Raw genomic sequence first — 15,569 nt, forward strand, 5'->3', positions numbered from 1 at the left:
CTGCGAACCGGCTGGGGCGCCGCTGGATCCAAGACTTCTACGCATCTGTTGAAGAACGTTGTACCTTTATTTGAGAGGCTTAATCACGATGAAGGCTTTGCTGCTCTCCGAGTACAAAAATCTTGAACTGCAGGACATGCCGACGCCGGTTCCCGGCCCCGATGATGTTCTTGTGCAGGTAGCTGCGTGCGGCATCTGCGGCAGCGATGTGCATGGATACGACGGCTCGACGGGGCGGCGGATTCCGCCGTTAGTCATGGGGCATGAGGCAGCGGGTGTGGTGACTGCTGTCGGCTCTGCGGTCACCAAGTTTGCCAAAGGCGACCGCGTTACCTTTGATTCGACCGTCTACTGCGGTGTGTGCGATTTTTGCCGCAAGGGCGAGGTCAATCTCTGTGACAACCGGCAGGTCGTGGGCGTCTCATGCGGAGAGTTCAGGCGGCATGGCGCGTTCGCAGAGTTCGTTTCTGTTCCTGAGCGCATTTTGTATCCGCTGCCGCCTGCGCTGTCGTTTGCCGAGGCGGCTATGCTTGAGGCCGTCTCCGTGGCCCTTCATGGGGTGCATGTCTCCGAGATGAAGGGTGGAGAGAGTGTCCTGGTGATTGGTGCGGGCATGATCGGATTGCTATTGCTACAGGCGGCCCGTGCGGCTGGCGGCGCTCGTGTTTTTGTCGCGGATATCGACGCTACCCGATTGAAGCTTGCGACTGACCTTGGAGCCGATAAGACGCTTCAGCTCTCGGGTGCGGAGCTGCTCGACGAGATACTGCGGCTTACCGATGGGCGCGGCGTCGATGTTGTGCTCGAAGCCGTGGGCCGCAATGAAACGGTTGGCTCCGCAATTGACTGTGTGCGCAAAGGCGGTACGGTGACGCTGGTGGGAAATATCACGCCACAAGTGACCATTCATTTACAGAAAGTTGTCTCTCGACAGATACGGCTGCAAGGCTCCTGCGCTTCGTCGGGCGAGTACCCCGAGGCGATGCAGTTGATTGCCGACGGAAAGATCAAGGTAGGCCCGCTAATTACCGCCGTCGCTCCCTTGACCGACGGCCCCGAATGGTTCAAGCGGCTGTATGCGCGTGAGCCTAACCTGATGAAGATCGTTCTTGATCCCCGTGAAAGCGCAGCGAAATGATGACCAATCCTCTCTTTGATCTCAGCGGGCAGACTGCCCTTGTTACTGGAGCCAGCCGCGGCCTCGGGCAGATTTTTGCCCGTGCTCTCGCTCATGCCGGAGCTGATCTGGTTCTTACCAGCAGAAGCCGCGACGACCTCTCTGATTTTGTAACCGAGATAGAAGCAATGGGGCGGAAGGCGATGCCGGTTGCTCTCGACGTGCGCGATCAGGGCAGCATTGAGCGTATGGCGGCGGAAGCAGAAGCAGCGTGCGGCCAGATCCACATTCTCGTCAACAACGCCGGGTGCAATGTGCGCAAACCTGCGCTCGACGTGACATGGGATGACTGGAACCTTATCCTCGAAACCAACCTTCGCGGCAGCTTCTTCGTCGCGCAGCAGATGGCGCGCCGCATGGTTCCGCATGGGTATGGCCGCATCATCAATATCGGCTCTGTCACCAGCGTCTTCGGCTATGCAGGGCTGGCTCCCTATGGGGCAAGCCGCGGCGGCATTCGTCAACTTACGATGAGCCTTGCGGATGATTGGGGCAAACATGGCATTACGGTCAACTGCCTGGCTCCGGGCTGGTTTCACACCAAGCAGAACACCGTGCTCTACCAGAATGAGCAATGGGTCGAATATCTGAAAGACCGTATTCCGGTAAAACGGCCGGGCGAGCCACGCGACCTCGAGAGCGCAGTGGTCTTTCTGGCTGCAGAATCGAGCCGTTACATCACCGGGCAGACACTGCTGATCGACGGCGGCATCTCGACCGGGGCCATGCGCGCAACGGTGTAGCTGCAGGTTATATTGCGGGTTGGGGCTCCGACGGTATTGGCTCGATTTTGCCCAGCATAAAAAGGTATGCCGCGATGCCAACAAGCAGATAAACCGCAGACACGCCGAAGGCCCAGGCAAAAGAATGGGTTGCCGCGACTACGTAGCCGGTGATGACTGGCGCGGCAATTCCGGAGATCTGATTCGAAAAATTCATGATGCCGCCAACCTTGCCGACGCTGTGGCGCGGCGCGATCAATGACGGAATCGCCCAGCCCACCGGAGCCGCAGCTGAGAGGCCACCAATCGAGATGCTGATCCAGAGCAAGGCTCGCGCAGGAGTGTGCGCATGGGCAGCACCGATAATGCCGAGGCCCAGTGCGGTGCCGCCGATGAGAACGGCCTTGCGAACCAGATTCGCGTTCCATCCGCGATGAATCAAGCTGTCTACCAGCCATCCACCTACAACCAGATCGGCGGCGGTCGCAACCAGCCACGGCACTCCGGTATAGAGGAACGAGTGCAACAGATCGATGTGCAGAGCGGAGGAGAGATAGCTGGGCAGCCAGGTCAGCAGAAGATAAAAGACATAGTTGTACGAGCCGAAGCCCAGCACCATGGCAAGGACTTTTCGCTGCCGCAACAGAAAGCCTAGCGATGCGGTGCCATGCTGCGTGTCATCAGCAATCGCAGGCTCTGCGTCGTCGGCAATGTATCTCCGCTCGGCATCGCTCAGTTCAGGATCGTCGTTTGGATCGCGATAGATCTTCCAGAAAAAAGCAAAGTAGATGAAGCTGACCAGACCTGTGATGGCAAAGCTCCAACGCCAGCCTACCTTCAGAAGAAGTATGCCGATAATTGGTACGCCGATGGCGGAAGAGAACTTCGCGGCAGAGTCGAAGATGGCGGTGGCGAAGCAGCGCTCTCTCTCGGGAAACCAGTAGCCGATGGCCTTTGCATTGGCTGGAAACGTGGGCGCCTCGCCGACGCCAAGCAGCAGCCGTGCCGCGAAGAAGCCTCCCAGGTTCGGCGTGATGGCCGCGCAGAAGGAAGCGATGCCCCACAAAAATGTCCCGATCAATCCAATGCGGCGGATGCCGAATTTATCGAGCAACACGCCAATCGGCAACTGGAACATGGCGTAGGTCCAGTTGTATGCGCCTGAGAGATATCCGAAGGTGACGGCGGAGATACCAAAGGTGGTGATGAGCGCCTGATGCGAGACCGAAAGATTTACGCGGTCAAAATAGTTAACCAGTACGCCGATGCCCAGCAGCCATGCGATACGCCAGCGCCGGCGCTGCACATGGGTCTCTTCAATCGATGTAACCGTGTGTTGCAGTTGAGCAGTCCAATCGTGGTTGAATAACAGCCTGCCCAGATTACACGAAAGGCCCTATACCTTTCGAAGCCACTGTATTAAGAGAGTGCAGAGGATGTTGCTCTTTGAAGTATGCGGTGCATGGCGGCGCCGCCCGCCATGCACCGAGGGGTCAGTGCCGCTGCTACTTCGCAGCAGTTGGAGGTGTATGGAGGGGCGTCGGATCGACGGGGTTGAACTGCTTCGCCAGTTGCGGCGTGGAGTGAATCTCCGACGCTGGCGGGTTCACGGCCTTTGCAACCTCAACACCGAAGACATAGCTGTCGCCAAACATGTTGCTGGTAAAGATGACCATCTTCTTGTCCGGGGAGAAGCGGACATTCGGCTCAAGGCGATAGTTGTGGTGAGACATGTTCACCAGATGTTCGGCATGAAAGACACCGGGCTGCCAGAAATCGGACTCGTTGATGCCCGTGACCTTCAACATCTCCGGGTGGAACAGCTCAATCCATTCTCCGTCCGGTGCTTTGGCTACCTGTCCGGGATCGCCACCGTCGCCGGTGAAGAGGTCGAGGTCCTTGGTGAGATTGAAATGAATCGACCACTCGTTGCGCTGCATGTGGAAGGCAGTCCGCTTGTGCGTCTGCAGGTTGTAGCCAGCGAGAAAGAAGTCCTCGCCTTTGGGATACTGCCAGTCGTACCAGATGGTCTGGCCATCCAGCCCCCAGAACTCGTGACCGGCGATCTCCATCGCCATGGTGCGCTTGTGAATCAGGGTATTGTGGGTGCCGTCGGTGTGGATCATCCAGATGCGGTCGACCTTCTGCCATGGGCCTTCATGACAGTACATGAGCAAGGTGGGATCGCTGGGTGAAAACAGCAGATGGTTGACCCAGTCCGTGCTGTGCAGCAGCGTGGTCATCTTGCCGGTCTGCAGGTTGATGGTAAAGAGCACCAGCGGCAGATGCGCAGCAAGCCGCTCTTCCATCATCTGCCCTTTATTCTGCGGCTGGACCAGAAAGCCCGGCTTTACTCCCGGAGGGTTCATGCGGTGCGCGCCGTAGTCTTCTCCCTTGCCTTCGATGTAGGTACCTGCGGCCAACGTCTCATCGGCGTTGACTGTCACAACGTTCGCGCGCGGCGGCAGGGTTACAAGCTTCGTAATTGCGCCAGTGTATACATTCGCCGAGTAAACCGAACTCGTCTTGGTCGCGGCATCAAACTTCGAGAAGAAGACGCTTGGCGTCTTTTTGCCGACGACGATGGCATGTACGCCCGAGCGAAAAGCGCTGACTCCATCGGCATTTGCCGAGCGCGGCGGATTGGGAACCAGTAGCTTTGACTTGCGCGTCGCGAGATCGAAGACGTGAATCCCATCAGGAGCGTTGTAGACCATCTCCTTGCCGTCGGGAGTATAGGCATTGACGTTGAAGTAGAAGCCGGAGGAACCGGGCTCGTTAGTAAGACGAAAGACGCGATGGCCGGTGTCCTTATCGACCCACGAGGTGGGCAGATTTTCTGCGAGGGCCAGCGGGGTGATGACAGCAGCGAGAGTAAAGGCAGCCAGAAGGTTGCGGGCGAGACGATACATCAGGAATGCTCCTTTTTGCGATCGAACGCCAAGGGACGCTCGATGAGAGACGGTAGCCGGAGATTGACGCGAGAGAATGATAGCTCTTGCGACGTGCAATTGGGAAATAGTTCCTTACTGGAACTCATTGACGAGACTGTAACGGAGAAAGTTTCTCTTTCCCTTGATTCCTCCTCGGTTCCCTCTCATTCCGCAACGCCATACAATGAATTTATGAGTAATGCAGTCGTGATTGACGAGGGCCAACTGGCGAAGATTGCCGCCAAGGTAGACAAGGGCGTTCGCATCACCGCCGAAGACGCTCGCTGGCTGTGGAAAAACGCCTCGGACGCCCAACTCTGCTCCATGGCGAGCGCCGTTCGCGGGCGCTTCGTTGCGCCGGGCGCATGCACGTATATGGTGATGCGCATCGTCAACTACACCAACGTCTGCGTCGCCCAATGCGACTACTGCGCCTTTTACAAGCTGCCCGGCGCCAGCGGCGGCTATGTGCTGAGCCATGAGGACGTCTTCGCGAAGCTCGACGAATTGCTCACGCTCGGAGGAGATCTGGCAGCCTTCAACGGCGGCTTCAACCCGCAGCTTCCGCTTAGCTACTACTGCGATCTGTTCGCGTCAATCCGAGCGCGCTATGGCGACTCCATCGAGTTTTATGCGCTCACCATCGCCGAATTTCTCTACCTTGCGGACCACGCAAAGCTGAGCCTCCCTGAGGCTGCCGAACGGCTCAAGGCGGCAGGCGTGCGCTGGATTACCGGTGGCGGATCCGAGATTCTGACCGAAGATTTTCGTGCGCGCCACTCGAAGTTCAAGTACACGGTCGCGGAATATTTTCTGGCGCAGCGCGCCATCATCGAGGCTGGTCTGAAGACGACCGCAACCATGGTCATCGGCTTCGACGAGACAATCGACGAACGCATCGAGCATCTGGAGCGGACACGCAACTTTCAAGATGTAACCGGCGGTCTCGCCAGCTTTCTCTGCTGGACTTTCAAGCCCTACTTCACACAGATTGGCGGGATTGAAATCACGACTGCCGAATATCTGCGCCATCTTGCCTTGAGCCGGATTTACCTGGATAACATTCCGCGTATTCGCACCTCGGTGCTGACGCAGAATGAACGAGCGTTAGATGGGCTTCGATATGGAGCAGACGATTTCGATCTTCCCATCGAAGACGAGGTTACTCAGAAGGCCGGGGCGACCATCAATCTCGACTTCGAGCGAATACTGAACTACGCCCGGCAATTAGGCTATTCTCCGGAATACCGGCACGTCGCAGGTACTCCGGTAGAGAGCTAATTGAATCTCTGAAAGATAGGGCGAAGGCTAGCTGTTCTCCGGCAGCCCCTTCGCTCGCAGCCTCACCCGGCTGTGCTTCACGCTGTAGGTGAAATAGACCACCAGGCCAATAATCAGCCAAATAATGAGCCGCGCCCAGTTCAGCCAGCCCAGCTTGATCATCATGTAGCCGTTAAACACAATGCCGAGGATGGGAATCAGCGGTACCCAGGGAGTGCGAAAGGGGCGAGGCCTGTCAGGGTCGGTCCTGCGTAGAATCATGATCGCAATGCACACGATCACAAACGCCAACAGAGTCCCGATGTTCACCATCTTGCCGATGTCATCGATGGGAGTCAGCGCGCCGACGACTCCAGCCAATGTTCCTACGAGAAATGTGTTTTTGAAGGGGGTGCGGAAGCGCGGATGCACCTCGGCGAAGAACCTCTTCGGCAACAGACCATCGCTCGCCATGGCGTAGAGCACGCGTGTCTGACCCAGCAGCATCACCAGCATCACCGAGGTCAGCCCGGCCAACGCACCCAGCGTAATGATATCGCTGGCCCACCCGAGATTTCGGTCCGCAAAGGCGCGAGCGATCGGCGCCTCAATGTTGACCGACTGCCACGGCACCATCCCCGTCAGCACTGCCGCGACTGCGATGTAGAGCAGCGTACACACCGCCAGCGATGCAATGATCCCGATAGGCAGGTCGCGCTGAGGATTCTTTGCCTCCTGCGCCGTCGTCGATACGGCATCGAATCCGATGTAGGCAAAGAAGACATAGGCTGCGCCAGCGCCAATTCCACCAAATCCATAGGGTGCAAAGGTGTGCCAGTCAGTTCCCCAGTTGCCGGGGTGTACATACTTCGCGCCGAGGAAGATGACGAACAAGACAATCACGACCTTGACCACGACGATGCCGGTATTGAACTTCGCTGATTCCTTAATGCCAATTGCCAGAACGGTCGTCACAGCCAGCGCGATCAGAAAGGCAGGAAGATTGAATCCCAGCTCGTGTCCGAACAGGACCGGCGCTCCCAGCACCTGATGCGCGCGGGCCAGCATGTCGGCAGTTGGATGCATCTTCAAAATCTCAAGCTGTGCGAGGTAGACCTGCGACCCTGGCAGCATGGCGGGATAATTGATCGCCATGACCTGGCGACTGACCGCCTCGACCGCCTTTCCCAGCGCTGTCCAATGGTCGTAGGCCAGCCACAGCGGAAACTTCACATGAACGATATCGAGCACTTCGACAAAATAGTTCGACCAGCCCGAGCTCACCGTGCTCGCGCCCATCGCATACTCCAGCGTCAGATCCCAGCCGATGATCCAGGCAATCAACTCGCCCAGCGTCGCATAGGCATAGGTGTAAGCCGATCCGGCCAGAGGAATCAGCGCGGCAAACTCCGCATAGCAGAGCCCGGCAAACGCGCAGCCCAGCCCACTGAGCACAAAGGAGAGCATCAGGCCGGGGCCGGCGTAGTGCGCCCCGAGGCCAGCCATCACAAAGATACCTGCGCCGATCACCGCACCCACACCCAGCGCAGTCAACTGAAATGGCCCGAGGCAGCGCTCCAGCGTATCCACGCCTTCTGCCCGGCTCTCTTCCAGCAGGACCTCCATCGATTTTCTTGCGAACAGCATCGACATCTTTTATCAACTCTCCTTTAAGTCTCGACCGTCTCCCCTGCGACAGCCGTTCCCCACCTCTTCCAGATCAAATACACCGGTACGCCCAGAAGCACGATCACCAGCCCCGGCCATGTGTACTGCGGCTTGTAGCGCAGCAGCACAACGCAGATCCACGTCGCCATCACGATGTACAACGCCGGTAACACAGGATATCCGAATGCACGGTAAGGCCGCACCGCATCGGGCCGCGTCCGGCGCAGGACGAATAACCCTGCAATGGTCAGAATATAGAAGATGAGCACCGCGAAGATCACATAGTCGAGCAACTGCCCATAGCTGCCGGAGAGGCAAAGCAGGCAGGTCCACGCCCATTGCACCCACAGCGAGTTAACCGGAGTCTTTGATCTTTCACTTAGCTTGCCGACAGATTTGAAGAACAATCCATCGCGGCTCATCGCGTAGTAGACACGTGCGCCCGCCAGTAGCATTCCGTTGACGCAGCCGAAGGTCGATATCAGGATCGCCGCCGCCATCAGCTTCGCGCCGTATCCCGCAAATGCGCTCTGCATCACCGCCGTCGCCACGCGGTCTTCGGAGGCAAACTGAATTCCCCGCCCCACAATGGTTCCCGCCGCGGGCTCGCCCATCATCGGCAGCACGCTCAGGTAGACGAAGTTGCACAGAACATACAGCAGCAGCACGACGCTGGTTCCAATCGCCAGCGACAGTGGCAGGTTGCGCTTCGGGTTCCTGATCTCGCCTGCCGTAAACGTCACGTTGTTCCAGGCATCCGCGCTGAACAGCGACCCCACCTGCACCACGGCAACAATGGTCAACAGTCCAACGTAGGCCGTCGGTCCACCCACGCCGACGACCACTGCATGGCTCGTATGCCAGCCCGCACCCGCCCAGAAGTGATGCCAACCCGCTCCGAAGTTGGCCGCCAGCGCAATCGCGTCCCGGGCGAACACGCCGACCAGAACCACCGCCGCCAGCGCCAGCACCTTCGCCGAGGTAAACACATTTTGCACCGCCGCGCCCATTCTTACACCCAGCATATTCAGCAGCGTCAGCAGCGTGATTACGGCGATTGCAGAAAGATTGGCGGTGTTCAGCCCAATCTCCATGTTGCCTAACACCATCGGCCCCACGTGCCAGGCCGGAACATGGCCGATGTGCCACAGCCAGCGCTGCGCGCTCACCGACGGGAAGAAGACGCCGAGAAACTTCCCGAACGCCACGCCTACCGCGGCGATGGTTCCCGTCTGGATCACGAGGAACAGTGTCCAGCCGTAGAGAAATCCCCAGAGCGGCCCCAACGCTTCGCGCAGATAGACATACTGGCCGCCGGCCTTCGGCATCATCGCCGCCAGCTCGCCGTAGCTCAGCGCGCCGATGACTGTCATCACCGCTGTCACCAGCCACGCCGCAATCAGCAGTGCGGGCGATCCAAGCGCCCGAGACATGTCCGCCGACACGATAAAGATGCCCGACCCGATCATCGAGCCCATCACAATCGCGGTCGCCGAAAACAGCCCCATCCCCTGCACAAATTGCGGAGAGGAGACGGCCTCGTTTTGGTCTTTTACCGAACTATTCACGTTGCGTCAGTTCTACCCCAAAATCTCCAGAAAGTCCCGCACCACTTTCGCAACTGCCTCACCTTCAACAAATAACGCGCTAATCACCGCTACAGAATCCGCCCCGGCCTCAATCACACTCCGGGCATTTGCCCGCGTAATTCCGCCAATCGCCATAATCGGCTTGCGCGTCAAAGCTCGCGCCCGCCGCACCCCATCGAGACCAATCACGGGTTCCGCATCCAGCTTCGTTCCGGTGGCAAAGACCGGGCCAACGGCTATGTAGTCGGCGCAGCTGGAGGCTGCAAGCCGTACTTGTTCCTCCTTGTGCGTGGAGACCCCGACCCAACGCTCTGCGCCGACCACGCGCCGCGCATCGTCGGGCAGCAGGTCTCCCTGCCCCACATGCACGCCGCTCCAATCGGCAAGCGCGGCCAGATCGGCGCGATCGTTCAGGATGAGCCTGCAATCCGCCCCGGCGAATACTTTGCGAATTACGGCCGCATTCTGTAGGACCCGCTGCGGAGATCCAGTTTTGTCGCGGTATTGAAGCAGCCCTACACCCGCCCCGCGCAACTCCACGGCAAATTCTCGCAGCTCAATCCCTCGCGAAGCCAGTACCTCCGCATCAACAATCACATAAAATCGAGGAAGTCTCATCCATTCCAGCATAAAACCTAACCCTTCTTCATGGAACTTCCGCACTTCGCCGCTCGTACCCACACCATGCGCCCCGTCCTGCTTGCCCTGTTATTCTCAGTGCTCCCGACCAGCCTCCCCGCGCAACAACCGTCCACTGTGCCCACAGCTGAGGCCATCATGGCCCGCGTTGCCGCCAACCAGGACACTTCCGAAGCCGAACGAACCCACTTCCTCTACGTCCAGCATGCTCACGTCACCTCGCGCAAAGGCAGTACAGTCCGTTGCGAAGAGACCACCGACACCCGAATCACACCAACTGCAACCGGCTCCGACCAGCAACTACTTAAACTAGACGGCCGCCTCCTGTACAAACACAAGTACCTCACCTACACCCATCTGCCATCGGCGAAAAGCACCGGCAGAGCTGGCGCCGATCAAGATGACATCAACATCGGCCTCGATGATGACAAAACCATAGACCGCCAAATCGTCGAGGCCATGCGCAACGATCTCACCAACGGCAAGTCTAAAGACGGCATCAACGCGGGCCTCTTTCCGCTCACCTCAAAGACGCAGGCCACCTACAGCTTCAAGCTCATAGGCCGCGAGAACCGAAACGGCCGTGACGTCTTCCACATCGCCTTCCAGCCCAAAGAAAAAAAGGACTTCTCATGGAAGGGTGATGCCTACATCGACACCATCGCCTACCAGCCCGTGCTCGTCCGCACCACGATGTCGAGACGAATTCCCTTTGCGGCTCGCACCCTGCTCGGGACGAGTCTTCCCGGCCTCGGCTTTACGGTCATCTACGCACCGCAACCCGCTCCTCCGGCCGGTGTCGTCTGGTTTCCCGTCAGCTTCGGCACCGAGTTCAAGATGCACATCTTTTTCTTTTTCAACCGCGAGATCATCATCAGCGCAGAGAATCGAAACTTCGAACAAACCCACGTCCAATCGAAGATCATTCCCGTCACCCCACCCACCACGCCATAGCCCCACCGCTACTCCGCCTTGATGTCCTTCTGTCGTTCGAAGAACCGCTCCATGAACTTCGTGTCGAACTTGCCCGAACGGAACTCCGCATCGGCAAAGATCTTCTGATGCATCGGAATCGTCGTATGGATTCCCTGCACCACGAACTGCGACAGCGCCCGCTGCATCTTGTTCATGGCCTCTTCGCGATCCTTGCCATGGCAGATCAGCTTCGCAATCAGCGAGTCGTAGTACGGGGGCACCACGCCCTCCGCATACTGCGCAGTATCCACACGAACGCCGTTGCCGCCGGGCAGGTTGAACGCGGTAATCTTGCCCGCGCTCGGCGTGAACTTCTCCGGATGCTCCGCGTTGATGCGACACTCGATCGCATGGCCGCGAATCGTCACCGGCTCGGTCACAATCGAGTTCAGCTTCTCACCCGCCGCAATGCGCAACTGTGCCTTCACCAAATCGATTCCTGTAACCATTTCGGTTACACAATGCTCCACCTGGATGCGGGTGTTCATCTCGATGAAGTAGATCTTACCGTCTTCATCCATCAGAAACTCAATCGTTCCGGCGTTCCAGTAGCCGATATTTTCAAGCGACTTCCTGATCGTCTTGCCCAGCTCCTCACGCAGCTTGGGAGTGATCATCAGGCTTGGAGCCTCTTCGATCAACTTCTGGTGCCGCCGCTGGATCGAGCACTCGCGCTCGCCGAGACTCATCACGTTGCCATGCTCGTCAGCCAGCACCTGAAACTCGATATGCCGAGGCCGCTCGATGAATTTCTCCATGTACATATCGCCATTGCCGAAAGAGTTCATCGCCTCTTGCGTGGCCTGTTCGTAAAACTTCGGAAGCTCCTCCGCGTTGCGGCAGATACGCATCCCTTTGCCCCCGCCACCGGCAACCGCCTTCAAGATCACCGGATAGCCGACGCTGCGCGCCCACTCCAGCGCCTCGCCTTCGTTGGCAATCACCCCGTCAGAACCCGGCAGGATCGGCACCTTCGCCTTCTTCATGGTCTGCCTTGCGGTGGACTTTTCGCCCATCATCCGCGTCACTTCAGGCGGAGGCCCGATGAACTTGATGTTCGAAGCACGGCATACCTCGGCGAAGTTTGCGTTCTCGCTGAGCAGGCCGTATCCGGGATGGATCGCGTCCACATCGGCAATCTCCGCCGCCGAGATGACCGCGGGAACATTCAAGTAACTGTCCGCTGACCTGGGCGGACCGATACAGATGGCCTCATCGGCAAAGCGCACATGCAGGCTATTGCGATCCGCCTCGCTGTACACCGCAACGGTGCGGATTCCCATCTCCTTGCACGCGTTGATGACGCGCAGCGCAATCTCCCCGCGATTTGCAATCAATACCTTACGAAACATGCGTTACCTGTTCTCTTCCAGTTGAATCGATATCCTGTTATCCGTCATAGAGCCCGAACAATTCATCGCGGCCAGTCGAATGTCGGTGCTACCGCGCCTTGATCGCAAACAGCGGTTGTCCATACTCCACGGGCTGTCCGCTCGCGGCGATACGCTTCACCACTTCACCGGCGACGTCGGACTCGATCTCATTCATCAGCTTCATCGCCTCGACGATGCAAAGCACCTGGCCTACTTCCACCTGGTCGCCGATGTTCACAAACGACGGCGTGCCCGGCGACGGCGACTCGTAGAACGTTCCCACGATTGGCGACTTCACCTCGTGCAGAGCCTCCTCTGGCGCGGCCGCGGGCGCACTGGGCGCAGCTGCCGTCGGGGCAGCCGCTGCCGCGGCAGGGGTAGCCGAAGCCATCAACCGACTCAGGTTCGCGAAGTCTACACCGACAGCCGGAGCCGCTGGTGCAGGCTCGCCCGCGAACTTGATGCGGACCTTCAGGTCATCCTGTTCCATGTCGAACTCGGCGATCTCGTTCGCCTTCAGAAATTCGACCAGTTCGCGAAGCTCTTGCAACTTATTTCCGTCCATCATGTCTCCTGTGCCTGTTGCGGCACTCTGGTAATTACAACTCAATCCATGCCTTCACGCTTGGCGTCAGAATTTCGCCTCCCGTCGCGGTCACCAGGACCATGTCCTCGATCCGCACTCCGAACTTGCCCGGCATATAAACTCCGGGCTCAACCGTGACGACCATTCCCTCTTCTAAAACCTGCGTCTGCTTCGCCGCAAGCCTCGGTCCTTCGTGAATCTCCAACCCAACGCCATGCCCGGTCGAGTGGCTGAAATACTTGTCCAGACCCACCCGTCGCAGCACGCTTCTTGCCGCTTCATCGACCTCGGCACAGGTCACGCCCGGAGCCACCTTCGCGACTCCAGCCTCCTGCGCTTCCAGAACCGCATCATACACTTCCCGCTCGCCCGGGAGTGCCTTGCCCATGTGCACGGTGCGCGTCATATCGCTGCAATATCCATTTACTATGACGCCAAAATCGAGCGTGACAAAGCCTCTGCGCGGCAATTTAGTCTGCGTCGCGCGGCCATGCGGCAGTGCGCTCCGCTCTCCGCTGGCGACGATCGTCTCAAACGACATCGCCTCCGCGCCCGCCAACCGAGCAGCATGTTCCAGCTCTGCGGCAACGGCAACCTCGGTCAACCCCAGTTGGATATAGCTCAACATGCCATCGAAGAGACGGCAACCCAGCAAGGCCCCCTCGCGCATCACGGCAATCTCGTCAGCGTCTTTCACTTCACGCAGCGTGGCCACCAGCGGCTTGACCGGCTGGAAGATTCCCCGCCGCGATTTCGCCGAGACCGCCTTTCGCATCGACTCCAGCGCAGCTACCGACGTCTGCGCGGCGTCGAAGCCGCACTGTTTCACCCCGGCGCCCTCTATCCACTCGCACGCAGCCGCTACCGCGGGCTTCTTCGCGATCACGACTCGGGTTCCCACGGCCTCGGCCTTGGCCTGCGCCGTGTAGCGTCCGTCGGTAAACAGAACGGAGCGCCCGCCAGCCAGAACCAGCGCAGCGTTCGACCCGGTAAACCCGCTCAGATAGCGCACATCCGGCAGATGCGTCACCAATAGGCAATCCACTCCGGCGGCCTTCGCCGCAGCTACCGCCCTCTTCTTGCGCACACTTAAACTCATCCCTATGATTCTACCGAACTTGTGCCCTAAAACTGGCTCAACCCGAACACAACCCGGTATCATGGCCTATGTCCGGCGTTAATCCCGATTCCTCCCCACGCATCACCCGCCGCCATTTCCTCGTCGGCGCGGGAGCGGCTGCCGCCGGTCTCGCTCTCTACTCCGGCGAAATTGCGCGCCACGAGCTCGACCTCGTGCCCCGCACCCTCGCCATATCGAACCTCCCCAGCGCCTTCAACGGCTTCCGCATCGCGCAGATCAGCGACATCCACCTCGACGAGTTCACCGAGCCCTTCTTCCTCGAACGCGTCGTCCGCCACGTTAACGCCCTTGCGGCAGACATGGTCGTGCTCACAGGAGACTTCGTCACCCACGGCTCGCTCACCTTCATGAACGGCCAGTCCGCCGCGCACCGCTGCGCCGAGATTCTCAGCACCCTCACCTGCCCGCTGCGCTTCGCCTGCCTGGGCAACCACGACGTCGCCGTCAGCGCACCGCTGGTCATCAATGCCCTCACCTCCAACGGCATTCCTGTCCTCGTCGACGAGCACGTCCCCATCGAGCGCAATGGCTCCCGCTTCTGGCTTGCGGGCGTCAACGATCCCGGCACCACCAACCCGCGCCTCGACCTCGCCGTCCCGCCACAGCCGGACGGCCCCGTCATCCTGATGGCGCACGAGCCCGACTACGCCAACACCGTCCGCAAGCATCCGCGCGGACAGCTGGTTGATGTCATGCTCTCCGGCCACACCCACGGCGGCCAGATTAGACTGCCCTTCCTTGGCGCGCTCGTGCTTCCACCCATGGGCAGAATTTACGCCGAAGGTCTCTTCCACCTCGGCAACATGCAGCTTTATGTCAACCGCGGTATCGGCGCAGTTGGCATTCCCTTCCGCCTCAACTGCCCGCCCGAGATCACCATCTTCACCCTGCAATCTGCATAGCAATGGGCTAGATGCGCCCTGCTCCGCGCAACGCCGTGATCTCGTCACCGGTAAATACGCGCGAGCGGATCAGGAAGCGAACGCCTTCAGGGTTCTCCAGCGAAAACATCCCACCCCTGCCCGGAACCACGTCCAGAATGAGCTGCGTGTGCTTCCAGTATTCGAACTGGCTGCGGCTCATATAAAAAGGCGTATCGCCCAGCATGCCGATCAGCACATCGCTGTCGCCCACAAGGAATTCGCCTCGCAGATAGCACATCGGCGAACTGCCATCGCAGCAGCCGCCCGACTGGTGGAACATCAGGTCCCCGTGCTTTCCATGCAGCCTCGCCATCAACTCGATGGCAGCATCGGTGGCGATGACCTGATCGGGTGTACGTGGCATAGGCTCCTAGAAAAATCCCATGGCATTGGGACTGTAGCTGATGAGTTGGTTCTTGGTCTGCTGATAGTGATCGAGCATCATCTTGTGGTTCTCGCGACCAATGCCAGACTGCTTGTACCCGCCGAACGCCGAATGCGCGGGATACAGGTGATAGCAGTTCGTCCAGACACGCCCCGCCTGAATACCCCGGCCAAAGTGATAGGCGCGGTTCATGTCGCG

15 protein-coding genes are annotated in these 15,569 nt (G+C 59.0%); 5 read left to right on the top strand and 10 right to left on the bottom strand.

Annotated features, from left to right (window positions below):
- Positions 1-88: 88 nt before the first annotated feature.
- Both VMU57_RS18510 and VMU57_RS18515 read left to right on the top strand, forming a co-directional pair.
- Complete coding sequence (locus VMU57_RS18510; protein WP_325386132.1) at positions 89-1,138, top strand: galactitol-1-phosphate 5-dehydrogenase; 1,050 nt, start codon at positions 89-91, stop codon at positions 1,136-1,138.
- Positions 1,135-1,920, top strand: a complete 786-nt coding sequence (locus VMU57_RS18515) for an SDR family NAD(P)-dependent oxidoreductase (protein ID WP_325386133.1) — start codon at positions 1,135-1,137, stop codon at positions 1,918-1,920. The genes VMU57_RS18510 and VMU57_RS18515 overlap by 4 nt, the downstream gene beginning before the upstream one ends.
- 7 nt (positions 1,921-1,927) lie before the next feature.
- Here VMU57_RS18515 and VMU57_RS18520 read toward each other — a convergent pair whose 3' ends face one another.
- A complete protein-coding gene (locus VMU57_RS18520; RefSeq protein ID WP_325386135.1) occupies positions 1,928-3,205 on the bottom strand; it encodes an MFS transporter in 1,278 nt (425 codons plus the stop codon).
- 199 nt (positions 3,206-3,404) lie between these two features.
- Positions 3,405-4,811 carry an oligogalacturonate lyase family protein gene (locus VMU57_RS18525; protein ID WP_325386137.1) on the bottom strand — a complete coding sequence of 469 codons (1,407 nt, stop codon included), beginning with the start codon at positions 4,809-4,811 and terminating at the stop codon, positions 3,405-3,407.
- Between the two features lie 213 nt (positions 4,812-5,024).
- On the opposite strand from VMU57_RS18525, the gene VMU57_RS18530 reads away from it, so the two are divergent.
- Positions 5,025-6,113 carry a radical SAM protein gene (locus VMU57_RS18530; protein ID WP_325386139.1) on the top strand — a complete coding sequence of 363 codons (1,089 nt, stop codon included), beginning with the start codon at positions 5,025-5,027 and terminating at the stop codon, positions 6,111-6,113.
- Between the two features lie 27 nt (positions 6,114-6,140).
- On the opposite strand, the gene VMU57_RS18535 is transcribed toward VMU57_RS18530, so the two are convergent.
- The 3 genes from VMU57_RS18535 to thiE all read right to left on the bottom strand — a co-directional run bounded on the left by VMU57_RS18535 (position 6,141) and on the right by thiE (position 9,967).
- Positions 6,141-7,745 (bottom strand): amino acid permease, encoded by a 1,605-nt coding sequence (locus tag VMU57_RS18535; protein ID WP_325386141.1) that lies wholly within the window; start codon positions 7,743-7,745, stop codon positions 6,141-6,143.
- A gap of 17 nt (positions 7,746-7,762) precedes the next feature.
- Complete coding sequence (locus VMU57_RS18540; RefSeq protein ID WP_325386157.1) at positions 7,763-9,268, bottom strand: APC family permease; 1,506 nt, start codon at positions 9,266-9,268, stop codon at positions 7,763-7,765.
- A gap of 72 nt (positions 9,269-9,340) precedes the next feature.
- The gene (thiE, locus tag VMU57_RS18545) at positions 9,341-9,967 is read right to left on the bottom strand and encodes a thiamine phosphate synthase (protein WP_325386143.1); all 627 of its coding nucleotides are present in this window, start codon (positions 9,965-9,967) and stop codon (positions 9,341-9,343) included.
- Between the two features lie 30 nt (positions 9,968-9,997).
- On the opposite strand from thiE, the gene VMU57_RS18550 reads away from it, so the two are divergent.
- Positions 9,998-10,942: a hypothetical protein gene (locus tag VMU57_RS18550; protein WP_325386145.1), complete on the top strand. Its 945-nt coding sequence runs from the start codon at positions 9,998-10,000 to the stop codon at positions 10,940-10,942.
- An 8-nt stretch (positions 10,943-10,950) separates the two neighbouring features.
- Here the strand turns inward: VMU57_RS18550 and accC are convergent, their stop codons facing one another.
- The 3 genes from accC to VMU57_RS18565 all read right to left on the bottom strand — a co-directional run bounded on the left by accC (position 10,951) and on the right by VMU57_RS18565 (position 14,009).
- Positions 10,951-12,315 (bottom strand): acetyl-CoA carboxylase biotin carboxylase subunit, encoded by a 1,365-nt coding sequence (gene accC, locus VMU57_RS18555; RefSeq protein ID WP_325386147.1) that lies wholly within the window; start codon positions 12,313-12,315, stop codon positions 10,951-10,953.
- Between the two features lie 88 nt (positions 12,316-12,403).
- Positions 12,404-12,901 (bottom strand): acetyl-CoA carboxylase biotin carboxyl carrier protein, encoded by a 498-nt coding sequence (accB, locus tag VMU57_RS18560; RefSeq protein WP_325386159.1) that lies wholly within the window; start codon positions 12,899-12,901, stop codon positions 12,404-12,406.
- A 34-nt stretch (positions 12,902-12,935) separates the two neighbouring features.
- Entirely contained in the window at positions 12,936-14,009 is a 1,074-nt protein-coding gene (locus VMU57_RS18565; RefSeq protein WP_325386149.1) for a Xaa-Pro peptidase family protein, read from the bottom strand.
- A gap of 80 nt (positions 14,010-14,089) precedes the next feature.
- Between VMU57_RS18565 and VMU57_RS18570 the strand changes: the two genes are divergently transcribed.
- Entirely contained in the window at positions 14,090-14,965 is an 876-nt protein-coding gene (locus tag VMU57_RS18570; protein WP_325386151.1) for a metallophosphoesterase, read from the top strand.
- Between the two features lie 7 nt (positions 14,966-14,972).
- On the opposite strand, the gene VMU57_RS18575 is transcribed toward VMU57_RS18570, so the two are convergent.
- Both VMU57_RS18575 and VMU57_RS18580 read right to left on the bottom strand, forming a co-directional pair.
- Positions 14,973-15,350, bottom strand: coding sequence for a DUF779 domain-containing protein (locus VMU57_RS18575; RefSeq protein ID WP_325386153.1), 378 nt, complete (start codon positions 15,348-15,350; stop codon positions 14,973-14,975).
- A gap of 6 nt (positions 15,351-15,356) precedes the next feature.
- A partial coding sequence (locus VMU57_RS18580) for an aldehyde dehydrogenase family protein (RefSeq protein WP_325386155.1) occupies positions 15,357-15,569 on the bottom strand: 213 nt, incomplete at its 5' end.

Source organism: Edaphobacter sp., assembly GCF_035532915.1.
Lineage (GTDB): Bacteria > Acidobacteriota > Terriglobia > Terriglobales > Acidobacteriaceae > Edaphobacter.